Consider the following 9,934-nt stretch of genomic DNA (forward strand, 5'->3'; position numbering starts at 1 on the left):
GATCGGCGCCGCGCAGTTCGGCGCGGAGGCGGCGCGCTGCCTGGCCATCGCCTACGACTACACGGTATTCGCCGGCACCCAGGGCGTGATGAACCACAAGAAGACCGACCGCCTGCTTGGCCTCGCGGCGCAGTGGCGCCTGCCCGTGGTGCTGTTCGCCGAAGGCGGCGGTGGGCGGCCGGGCGATACCGATTTCGTCGGTGTGGCCGGGCTGGACTGCCACACCTTCGCCGCCATGGCCAGGCTCTCCGGACTGGTGCCGACGGTGGGCGTGGTCTCCGGCCGCTGCTTCGCCGGCAACGCCGCCTTGCTCGGCTGCTGCGACGTGATCATCGCCACCCGTAATGCCAGCATCGGTATGGCCGGCCCGGCGATGATCGAGGGCGGCGGCCTGGGCCGCTACACCCCCGAGCAGGTCGGCCCGACCAGCGTGCAGGGGCCCAACGGGGTGATCGACGTGCTGGTGGAGGACGAGGCCGCAGCGGTCGCCGTGGCCAAGCAGTACCTGGGCTATTTCCAGGGCCAACTGGCCGACTGGCAGTGCAGCGATACCCGCGAGCTGCGCCACGTCATTCCGGAGAACCGCCTGCGCGTGTACGACATCCGCAAGGTGATCGAACTGCTGGCCGACGAGGGCAGCGTGCTGGAGCTGCGCCGCCAGTTCGCCCCCGGCCTGATCACCGCGCTGGTGCGCATCGAGGGCAAGCCCTTCGGCCTGCTCGCCAACAATCCCGCACACCTGGGCGGCGCCATCGACGCCGTGGCCGGCGACAAGGCCGCGCGGTTCATGCAACTGTGCGAGGCGCATGACCTGCCCATCGTCTCGCTGTGCGACACCCCCGGTTTCATGGTCGGCCCGGAGGCGGAGAAACAGGCCACGGTGCGCCATGTCTCGCGCCTGTTCGTCACCGCCGCCAGCCTGACGGTGCCCTTCTTCACCCTGGTGCTGCGCAAGGGCTACGGCCTCGGCGCCCAGGCCATGGCCGCCGGCAGTTTCCACGCGCCCTTGTTCACCGCCGCCTGGCCCAGCGCCGAGTTCGGCGCCATGGGCCTGGAGGGCGCGGTGCGCCTGGGTTTCGCCAAGGAGCTGGCGGCCCAGGCGGACGACCCCGCGCGCCAGGCGCTGTTCGACAAGCTGGTGGCCAAGGCCTACGAAAACGGCAAGGCGCTGAACATGGCCAGCTACCTGGAAATCGATGCGGTGATCGACCCGGCCGACAGCCGCGCCTGGCTGCTCCGCGGGCTGGCCGCCACGCCCCGACCGGCGCGGTGCGAGGGGCGCAAGCGGCCGTTCGTCGATACCTGGTAGAGGCCTGGCGCAGGGGCGCCGGCCTGTCGCGCAGGGCTTGAAGCTTGCGGCGGTGGTTTTCGGGTAAACTGCGCATCTTTTTACGCCTATAACGATTCGCCTGATGCCGACCACTTTCCACGAGATCCCCCGCGAGCGCCCGCTGACGCCCCTGCTGGACCGCGCCAACACGCCGGACGAGCTGCGCCGGCTGGCCGAAGCGGACCTGGAAACCCTCGCCGACGAACTGCGCCAGTACCTGCTGTACAGCGTCGGCCAGAGCGGTGGCCATTTCGGCGCCGGCCTCGGCGTGATCGAGCTGACCATCGCCCTGCATTACGTCTTCGACACCCCCGACGACCGCCTGGTGTGGGACGTCGGCCACCAGGCCTACCCGCACAAGATCCTCACCGGCCGCCGCGAGCGCATGGCCACGCTGCGCCAGAAGGACGGCCTGGCCGCCTTCCCGCGCCGCAGCGAGAGCGAGTACGACACCTTCGGCGTCGGCCACTCCAGCACCAGCATCAGCGCCGCACTGGGCATGGCCATCGCCGCCCGCCTGCAGGGCGAGCGGCGCAAGAGCGTGGCGGTGATCGGCGACGGCGCGCTGACCGCCGGCATGGCCTTCGAGGCGCTCAACCACGCCAGCGAGGTCGGCGCCAACATGCTGGTGGTGCTCAACGACAACGACATGTCGATCTCCAAGAATGTCGGCGGGCTGTCCAACTACCTGGCCAAGATCCTCTCCAGCCGCACCTACGCCAGCATGCGCGAGGGCAGCAAGAAGATCCTCTCGCGCCTGCCTGGCGCCTGGGAGATCGCGCGCAAGACCGAGGAACACGCCAAGGGCATGCTGGTACCCGGCACCCTGTTCGAGGAACTGGGCTGGAACTATATCGGCCCCATCGACGGCCACGACCTGCCCACCCTGCTCGCCACCCTGCGCAATATGCGCGACCTGGACGGCCCGCAGTTCCTCCATGTGGTGACCAAGAAGGGCAAGGGCTTCGCCCCGGCCGAGGCCGACCCGATCGGCTACCACGCCATTACCAAGCTGGAGCCGGTCAAGCCCGATGCCGCGCCGCTCTCCAGCCAGAAACGGCCGGCCGGCCCGAAATACTCCAACGTGTTCGGCCAGTGGCTGTGTGACATGGCCGCAGCAGACTCGCGCCTGGTCGGCATCACCCCGGCGATGAAGGAAGGCTCGGACCTGGTGGCCTTCGCCGAACGCTTCCCGGCGCGCTACTTCGATGTCGCCATCGCCGAGCAGCACGCCGTCACCCTGGCCGCCGGCATGGCCTGCGACGGGGTCAAGCCGGTGGTGGCGATCTACTCGACCTTCCTCCAGCGCGGCTACGACCAGCTGATCCACGACGTCGCGGTGCAGAACCTCGACGTGCTGTTCGCCATCGACCGCGCCGGCCTGGTCGGCGAGGACGGCCCGACCCACGCCGGCAGCTTCGATATCTCCTACCTGCGCTGCATCCCCGGCATGCTGGTGATGACCCCGAGCGACGAGAACGAGCTGCGCCGCATGCTCACCACCGGCTACCTGTTCGACGGCCCGGCGGCGGTGCGCTACCCGCGCGGCAGCGGCCCCAACGCCACCATCGAGCCAGGCCTGGCGCCGCTGGAAATCGGCAAGGGCCTGATCCGTCGCCAGGGCCGCCGCGTCGCCCTGCTGGCCTTCGGCGTGCAACTGGCCGAGGCGCTGCAGGTCGGCGAGACGCTGGACGCCACGGTGGTCGACATGCGTTTCGTCAAACCGCTGGACGCCGCCCTGCTGCGCGAACTGGCGGCCAGCCACGAGCTGCTGGTGAGCATCGAGGAAAACGCGGTGATGGGCGGCGCCGGCAGCGCGGTCGGCGAGTTCCTCGCCGCCGAGAACATCGTCAAGCCGCTGCTGCAGCTGGGCCTGCCCGACTACTACGTCGAACACGCCAAGCCGGCGCAGATGCTCAAAGAATGCGGCCTCGACCAGGCCGGCATCGAAGCCGCGGTGCGCGCGCGCCTGGCCCAGCTGCCCGCCTGAACATGAGACCCGCTCATCGCTGAATGAGCCGGCCTTGCTTGTCATTCATCCCGCCGCGCACTAGGGTGCGCGGCATTGCATGTTCCGCCAGGGTGCGCCGCTAACACGGCGTGAAACGGGAAGTCGGTGCGCCCATCCGGGCAACCCCGACGCTGCCCCCGCAACGGTAATCGACGGCAGGCCGCAAGCCTGCACCTTGTCCACGGCCACTGGGTATTCCCGGGAAGGCGGACCGGGGTCGTGAGCCCGGAGACCGGCCCCGGCGGTGCGACTGGTGTTGCGGAGGGCCGCACCGTCAAGCGCCGCCCTGCGCGCGCTTGCCCCCTGCCCTCCTCGAACGTCTGCCGACCTTTGAGGAATACCCCTGATGAAACTGTCCCCCCTGGCCCTGGCCATCGCCGTTCTGCCCGGCCTCGCCCTGGCCGCCGAACCCTACGCCGCCGAGCCGCTGGTGATCACCTCCGGGCGCCTGGCCGAACCGCAAGCCCAGGCCACCGCCGCCACCACGGTGTTCGAGCGGGCGGATATCGAGCGTTTGCAGGTCAGCAGCGTGCCCGATCTGCTCAGCCGCGTCCCCGGCGTATCCATCGTGCAGAACGGCGGCCGCGGCAGCCTGACCAGCCTGTTTCTGCGTGGCGCCAACGCCAACCAGACCCTGGTGCTGGTCGACGGCGTGCGTCTGAATGCCGCCGCCAGCGGCCTGGCCCGCCTGGAATTCCTCAGCCCCGAGCAGATCGAGCGCATCGAGGTGGTGCGCGGCCCACGTTCGGCGCTGTATGGCGCCGACGCCATCGGCGGAGTGATCCAGATTTTCACCCGCCAGGGCGAGGCCGGCCTGCAACCGCGCCTGCGCCTGGCCGCCGGTAGCCAGCAGACCTTCGAACGCAGCCTGGGATTGTCCGGCGGCGACCAGCGCACGCGCTTCGACCTCGGCGCCAGCCTGGTCGAGCGCGCCGGCTTCGACCGCTCAGCAGACGCTCGCGGCTATGACGGCGACCACGACGGCCTGCGCCGCAAGGCCTTCAACCTGAGCCTGCAGCACCGTTTCAACGAACGCCTCGAAGGCGGTCTGAGCCTGCTCGAACAGCATGGCGAGAGCGAGTACGACGACCTGTTCAGCTTCGTGCCGGGCAACCCCAGCGAGCGCTTCAGCGTTTCCACTGCCGCCGCCCATCTCGAGGCGCAGCTCGCCGAGCGCTGGAGCAGTCGCCTGGAGCTCGGCCACGGCGAGGACAAGAGCGACAACCGCGACCCGCTGAACGCCAGCAACAACTATCAGTACAACACCTACCGCGACAGCGCGGGCTGGCTCAACACCCTGCAACTGAGCGACGCCCAGCAGCTGCTGCTCGGTCTCGACTGGTACGAGGACCGCCTGGGCAGCGACAGCGAGTTCAGCCAGACCGAGCGCTGGAACCGGGCCGCCTTCGTCCAGCACCGCTTCCATGGCGAGGGCTTCGCCACCGAGCTGGGCCTGCGCCACGACGACAACCAGCAGTTCGGCAGCGAGAACACCTGGAACGCGGCACTGAGCCTGGACCTGAGCGAGCGTCTCGAGCTGCTGCTGAGCTACGGCGAGGGCTTCCACGCGCCCACCTTCAACGACCTGTATTTCCCCACCAGCTCGTTCTATGGCGGCAACCCGAACCTGGCCCCCGAGCGCTCGAAGACCTACGAGGTGCAACTGCGCGGCGAGCACCTGAACAGCCGCTGGAGCCTGTCGGCCTACCGCACCGAGGTCGAAGACCTGATCACCGTAGTCAGCGATCCGCTGACCTTCTTCAGCACCCCGATGAACGTCAACCAGGCACGCCTGCAAGGCCTGGAACTGAGCCTGGAACGCGAGGTGCTGGGCTGGCAGGCCGCTCTCGGCGCCAGCCTGCTCGACCCACGTGATCGCGACAGCGGCCACACCCTGCCGCGCCGCGCCAAACGCAGCCTGAGCCTGGATCTGGATCGTCAGTTCGGCGCCTTCGCCGCCGGCCTCACCTGGCAGGCCGTCTCCGGCCGCTACGACGATGCCGCCAACACCCGCGAGATCGCCGGCTACGGCCTGCTGGGCGCGCGGGCCAGCTGGCGGATGAACGAGGAGCTGCTGTGGCAGGTCAAGGTCGACAACCTGCTAGACAAGGACTATTCCCAGGCGCTGTACAGCCGACCGAACGACCCCTTCTTCGGTAGCGTGAGTTACTACGGCTACCGCGAGGAAGGCCGCAGCGCCCTGCTCTCGCTGACCTGGACGCCGCAACTCTGATCCAGGTGCTCACGGTGCACCAAGCCGCTCCAGGCTAACGCGCCGTGGCCAGCCGCTCGCACAGCCGCTCGATGGCGCCGAGCATCTGCCGGCTGGGCCGCTCCAGGCCCCTGTCCGGCACCGCCCAGACCTGGCCGCGGCGCACCGCGCGCAGCTGCGGCCAGGCCTGCCAGCTCGACAGTTCGGCATTACTGCCGCCGAGAATCACCTCGGGGTCGCGCGCCAGCACCGCCTCGATGCCGACCTGGGGCGCCGGCTGGCTCAGGTCGGCGAACAGGTTGCGCGCGCCGCACACCGCCAGCGCATCGCCGATCAGCTGCTCGCCGCCGATGGTATAGAGCGGCTGGTGCCAGACCTGATAGAACACCGCCAATGGCCGCTCGCGCCGGTAACGCTGGCGCAACCCGGCCAGCTCGGTGCGAAACTCCGCCGCCAGCCGCTCGCCCCGTTCGGCGCGACCGATACGCTCGGCGATGAGGATAAAGGCCTCGGCCAACTGCTCGAGGCGCGCCGGCTCGACCACCAGCAGGGGAATGCCGAAACGCTGCAACTGCGCCTGCTGCGCCGCCGGCACGCTGCCCGGAGCAATCAGGATCAAGTCGGGCGCCAGCTGCAGCAGGCGCTCGAACTCCAGCTGGCCGTAGCGGCCGACGGTGGGCAGCTGGGCCAGCGCGGCGGGATGCTCGTCGCCTGCCAGCACGCCGACCAGCAGGTCGGCGGCATCCAGCTCGAGCATGATCTCGCTGAGCGACGGCGCCAGGCTGACCACCCGTGGTGCGGCCGCCAGCGGCAGGGCCAGCAGACACAGGGCCAGCAGCAGTGCGCGCATCAGCCGAGTTGGCGGGGAATGCGGTAGAGGCAGTGCAGGACGATGCTCGACAGCGCCAGCAGCACCAGGGGTATCGCCTCCAGCCCGGCCAGCACCGCCAGGGCGGCGATCCAGGCCGGCAGCGCCGCGCCGAGCAGTGCGCGCAAACGCACACGATCCAGCTCCAGCCAGGCGGCCCGCTCGGCGTCGCTGTCCAGGGCTTTGTCGGTGGTGATCAGCGCACGCTTGTAGGCGGCGAACAGCGGCAGGCTGACGAACATCGAGGCCAGCCCGGCGACGAACAGCGGCAGGCTCAGCACCGTAGTGGCGCCGCCGCCGAACAGCAGGTTGAAGACGAACAAGGGTGCCAGGGCCACGCCCAGCTGGCGCCACCAGGCGAGCGCCAGACGGCGCTTGACCTGGCCGCGGGTCACAGGCTGTCCTCGGCCTCGCCCTGGTGCTGGTTGCCCAGCATATGGCCGAGCTTGCCGGCCTTGGTGGCGAGGTAGCGCTTGTTGTAGGGGTTGTGCTCGATCTGCAGCGGCACGCGGTGATCCACGGCGATGCCCATGTCGCCCAGCGCCTTGACCTTGCGCGGGTTGTTGGTCATCAGCTTGAGGCTCTTGATGCCCAGGTGCTCGAGCATCGGCTGGCAGATCGCGTAGTCGCGCTGGTCGGCGCCGAAGCCCAGGCGCTCGTTGGCCTCGACGGTGTCGGCGCCGCCGTCCTGCAGCTCGTAGGCGCGGATCTTGTTCAGCAGGCCGATGCCGCGGCCTTCCTGGCGCAGGTACAGCAGCACGCCACGGCCTTCGTTGGCGATCGCCTGCAGCGCCGCCTGCAGCTGCGCGCCGCAGTCGCAGCGCAGGCTGAACAGGGCGTCGCCGGTCAGGCACTCGGAGTGCAGGCGGCCCAGCACCGGCGCGCCGTCGGCCACAGCGCCGAAGGTCAGGGCGACGTGCTCCTTGCCGGTGGCCTGGTCGAGGAAGCCGTGCATGGTGAACACGCCGAAGGGCGTGGGCAGTTGGGAGGCGGCGACGAACACGACGGACACCGGATACTCCTAGCAATGAGTACGAAACAGGGGCGGCATTGTATCAGCAGGCCCCGCCGCCGGGTCAGTCAGAATTGCCGATCATCAGTATCGAAACGCTCAATTCACACGAGCAGAATCGGCTCAAAGTCTCGCGAGCTAGAGCAATGCAAGGCAAAAGCAGGCGAGGAAGCGGAGTCTACGGATTGTAAATGAGCATTCCGAGCCTGCTTTTAACGTGGCAGTGCCGACGCGCAGCAGACTTTGAGCTGATTCTCAAAGCTTGGATTCGAGCACCAGCATCCCCTGCTCCTCGCGCCAGCCGACCCGGCCGAGGAAGCTCATACCCAGCAGCGCCTCGTGCGGCGAGCTACCCTCCAGCACCACGGCCTCGACGCCGAGCACCTCCAGCTCGCCGAGCTTCACCCGATCCAGCTTGACCTGCCATCCGCGGGCGATACCGCTGGCGGTGTTGACCTGCAGCGGCCGACCGCTGACCCGGTAGTCGATGCCCAGGCGCTTGGCATGCCCCTCGTTGAGCGCCACCGAGGTGGCACCGGTGTCCACCAGGAACTGCACGCTCTGGCCATTGATCGAGCCGGCCACCCAGTAGTGGCCGCCGATGCCCTTGGCGATGCTCAGGCGCTTCTTCACCGGCTCGGCGAAGCCGGTGCTGTATTCGCGGCTCAGCGGATAGCTGCGCTCGACGCCGTCGACGCGCAGCACCGCGCCCTGCTTGTCGACGCTGACCACCTGCACCCCGCCCGGCCCGCTCTGGCCGACCCGCACCAGCTTGCGCTGGCCGTCGACGTTGAGCACCGCCGCGCCGGGGAACAGGCCGACCACCTGCACCTGCGAGGCGGCCCAGCACAGCGGGCCGAACAGCAGGCCGAGGACAACGAGGCAGTGGCGCAAATGCATGGGGACGGCCTCCCGGCTCAGTCGAAGGGATAGGGTTGCTGCCAGTGCTGGAACAGCGGGCGCAACTCGCCGCTGGCCACCAGCTCGCCCAGGCGTCGGTCGTAGACCTCGGCCAGGCTGCGGCCGCGCGGGGTGTCGGCGAAACCGAGGTACAGCGGCAGGCGGGTCAGTTCGCTGACGCGGTAACGCCCGGCGTCCGGCGCCTCGCTCAGCACCTCGTCCACCTCGGTGCGGGCGTCGATATAGAAATCCGCGTGGCCCAGCTCGAGCATGCCGAGGATACCGCTGCGCCGGTGAATTTCCCGGTAGTCGCGCACATTCGGCAGATAGGCCTGGTAGCCGTAGCCGCGCATCCAGGCCAGGCGGTAGTCGGCGAGGTTGTCCAGGGTCAGTTGCGGCTTGTCGCGCAGGCCGAGCGCGGTGATCTGGTCGGCGTCGTAGTGCCAGCGCGGGTAGAACACGCCCTCGCTGACCTCGTCGCGGTAGGAGCCGACCCAGGCATCGGCCTCGCCACGCTGCACCAGGCCGATGGAACGGGTATAGGGCACGCTATGAATGCGCAAGGCGACGCCGGCCGGCTCGAACACCCGCCGCAGCACGTCCCAGGCCAGCCCGGTGCCATCGGCATGGGTGTGCCCGTTCCACACCTCGCTGGCCAGGCGGATCTCGCCGGGCGGGGCGTCCTGCGCCTGCGCCCCGCTCGCCCCGATCAGCAGCAACACGCCGGCCAGCAGCCAGCCCGTCAGCGCCATGCCCTTGCCCTCTAGAAGCCCAACGATGCCGCGTAGCTGTCCCAGCCCCAGACCAGGCCCTGCATGGCCAGCCAGGCGAACACCCCGGCGATCACGTCGTCGAGCATGATGCCGACGCCGCCATGCACATGGCGGTCGATCCAGCGGATCGGCCAGGGTTTGACGATGTCGAACAGGCGGAACATGAGAAAGCCTAGCAGCAGCCAGACCCAGCCCTCGGGCACCAGCCACAGGGTGATCCACATGCCGACCATCTCGTCCCAGACGATGCCTTCGTGGTCGTGCACCCGCAAGTCATCGGCGACCTTGCCGCACAGCCAGAAGCCGAACAGCATGGTCACCCCCAGCATCAGCCAGTAGCCCCAGTCCGGCAGCATCTGCCACAGCGGCACGAACGGCAGCGCCACCAGCGAGCCCCAGGTGCCCGGCGCCTTGGGCAGGGTGCCGGAGCCGAAGCCGAAGGCGATGAAGTGCCAGGGATTGCGCCACACCGAAGGCGGGACGTACTCGGCGGGAACCTGGTTGGGGTGATCGGTCACGCGGCATTCATCCTGTCAGAAATGTTGGTAACCGCTGTGCGGCGGCGCGACGAGCCGCCCCGCACCATCCAGCAGCTGCACGCCGCTGCCGGCCAGCACCCGGCCGATGGCGCGCACCTCGGGCCAATCGGCCTGCAGGTCGGCGAGCAAGGCTGGCGGTAGGGTAAAGGCCAGTCGGTAGTCGTCGCCACCGCTCAGCGCACAGGCCAGCGCCTGACGCTCGCCGGCGAACGCCAGTAATGCCGGCGACAGCGGCAGCCGCGCCTGTTCGACCTGCAGGGCGACACCCGAGGCCTTGGCGATATGCCCG

9 protein-coding genes, 1 pseudogene and 1 riboswitch are annotated in these 9,934 nt (G+C 69.2%); of the genes and pseudogenes, 3 read left to right on the plus strand and 7 right to left on the minus strand.

Features of this window, described 5'->3' with window-relative positions; translation table 11 throughout:
- From N878_RS04440 to N878_RS04450, 3 genes are all read left to right on the plus strand, one after another.
- Positions 1-1,309 (plus strand): acyl-CoA carboxylase subunit beta (locus N878_RS04440; protein ID WP_021442483.1); only part of this gene is annotated, 1,309 nt, incomplete at its 5' end.
- 103 nt (positions 1,310-1,412) lie between these two features.
- Positions 1,413-3,320 carry a 1-deoxy-D-xylulose-5-phosphate synthase gene (dxs, locus tag N878_RS04445; protein ID WP_021442484.1) on the plus strand — a complete coding sequence of 636 codons (1,908 nt, stop codon included), beginning with the start codon at positions 1,413-1,415 and terminating at the stop codon, positions 3,318-3,320.
- A 73-nt stretch (positions 3,321-3,393) separates the two neighbouring features.
- Positions 3,394-3,597: riboswitch (cobalamin riboswitch) on the plus strand.
- Positions 3,598-3,687: 90 nt separating this feature from the next.
- Positions 3,688-5,574: a TonB-dependent receptor gene (locus N878_RS04450; RefSeq protein ID WP_021442485.1), complete on the plus strand. Its 1,887-nt coding sequence runs from the start codon at positions 3,688-3,690 to the stop codon at positions 5,572-5,574.
- 34 nt (positions 5,575-5,608) lie between these two features.
- Here N878_RS04450 and N878_RS04455 read toward each other — a convergent pair whose 3' ends face one another.
- The 7 genes and pseudogenes from N878_RS04455 to N878_RS04485 form a co-directional block, all read right to left on the minus strand.
- Complete coding sequence (locus tag N878_RS04455; protein WP_021442486.1) at positions 5,609-6,403, minus strand: cobalamin-binding protein; 795 nt, start codon at positions 6,401-6,403, stop codon at positions 5,609-5,611.
- Positions 6,403-6,816: a hypothetical protein gene (locus tag N878_RS04460; protein WP_021442487.1), complete on the minus strand. Its 414-nt coding sequence runs from the start codon at positions 6,814-6,816 to the stop codon at positions 6,403-6,405. The genes N878_RS04455 and N878_RS04460 overlap by 1 nt, the downstream gene beginning before the upstream one ends.
- On the minus strand, positions 6,813-7,433 hold the full coding sequence (ribA, locus tag N878_RS04465) for a GTP cyclohydrolase II (protein ID WP_021442488.1): 621 nt from the start codon (positions 7,431-7,433) through the stop codon (positions 6,813-6,815). Before ribA ends, N878_RS04460 begins: the two co-directional genes overlap by 4 nt.
- Before the next feature lie 255 nt (positions 7,434-7,688).
- Positions 7,689-8,333 carry a TIGR02281 family clan AA aspartic protease gene (locus N878_RS04470; protein WP_021442489.1) on the minus strand — a complete coding sequence of 215 codons (645 nt, stop codon included), beginning with the start codon at positions 8,331-8,333 and terminating at the stop codon, positions 7,689-7,691.
- Between the two features lie 17 nt (positions 8,334-8,350).
- Positions 8,351-9,085, minus strand: a complete 735-nt coding sequence (locus N878_RS04475; RefSeq protein ID WP_021442490.1) for an ABC transporter substrate-binding protein — start codon at positions 9,083-9,085, stop codon at positions 8,351-8,353.
- An 11-nt stretch (positions 9,086-9,096) separates the two neighbouring features.
- Entirely contained in the window at positions 9,097-9,624 is a 528-nt protein-coding gene (locus N878_RS04480) for a phosphatidylglycerophosphatase A (RefSeq protein WP_021442491.1), read from the minus strand.
- Between the two features lie 15 nt (positions 9,625-9,639).
- Positions 9,640-9,934, minus strand: a pseudogene (locus N878_RS04485) (thiamine-phosphate kinase); the annotation flags it as partial.

This window comes from Pseudomonas sp. EGD-AK9 (assembly GCF_000465935.2).
Classification (GTDB): domain Bacteria; phylum Pseudomonadota; class Gammaproteobacteria; order Pseudomonadales; family Pseudomonadaceae; genus Aquipseudomonas.

Coding starts and splice junctions, on each gene's coding strand:
- dxs (WP_021442484.1), top strand. CDS start 1,413: ATGCCGACCACTTTCCACGAGATCCCCCGCGAGCGCCCGCTGACGCCC.
- N878_RS04450 (WP_021442485.1), top strand. CDS start 3,688: ATGAAACTGTCCCCCCTGGCCCTGGCCATCGCCGTTCTGCCCGGCCTC.
- N878_RS04455 (WP_021442486.1), bottom strand. CDS start 6,403: ATGCGCGCACTGCTGCTGGCCCTGTGTCTGCTGGCCCTGCCGCTGGCG.
- N878_RS04470 (WP_021442489.1), bottom strand. CDS start 8,333: ATGCATTTGCGCCACTGCCTCGTTGTCCTCGGCCTGCTGTTCGGCCCG.
- N878_RS04475 (WP_021442490.1), bottom strand. CDS start 9,085: ATGGCGCTGACGGGCTGGCTGCTGGCCGGCGTGTTGCTGCTGATCGGG.